1 pseudogene is annotated in these 351 nt (G+C 67.2%); it reads right to left on the bottom strand.

The window, feature by feature from the left end:
* Positions 1-167 precede the first annotated feature (167 nt).
* Positions 168-351, bottom strand: a pseudogene (locus ACFMBG_RS21295) (ABC transporter permease); the annotation flags it as partial.

Raw genomic sequence — 351 nt, 5'->3', positions numbered from 1 at the left:
CACCCGGTGCGCAGCCCGCGGATCGATCCAACGGTGCGGAACTACCTGGAAACCCCGGCCAAGGAAGATCTGCCGGACACTCACGGCAGTTTCCTGTTCTGATCCGGCCGGATCCCCCGGCAAAAAAGGCGGCCTTTTGGCCGCCTTTTCGCGTTTTGGCTTTGCTGTCAGTTGCCTGAGCCGCTGCCGTCGCTGCCGCCGGTCAGGGCGTTTGGGTCGAAGACGTTGCCGAAGCCGGAGGAATTGCCCTGCGGGTCCTGCTCCGTCTCTGCGCCGTCTTCGCTGCCGCCCGAGAGGTTGCCGGGGTCGAAGACGCCGCCGAAGCCGGAGCTGCCGCCGCCGCTGGAGGGG

Origin of the sequence: Leisingera coralii (assembly GCF_049056525.1) — a bacterium.
Taxonomy (GTDB): domain Bacteria; phylum Pseudomonadota; class Alphaproteobacteria; order Rhodobacterales; family Rhodobacteraceae; genus Leisingera; species Leisingera coralii.
The sequence above is the reverse complement of the archived record's forward strand: the minus strand, read 5'-3'. Positions and strand labels throughout refer to the sequence as shown.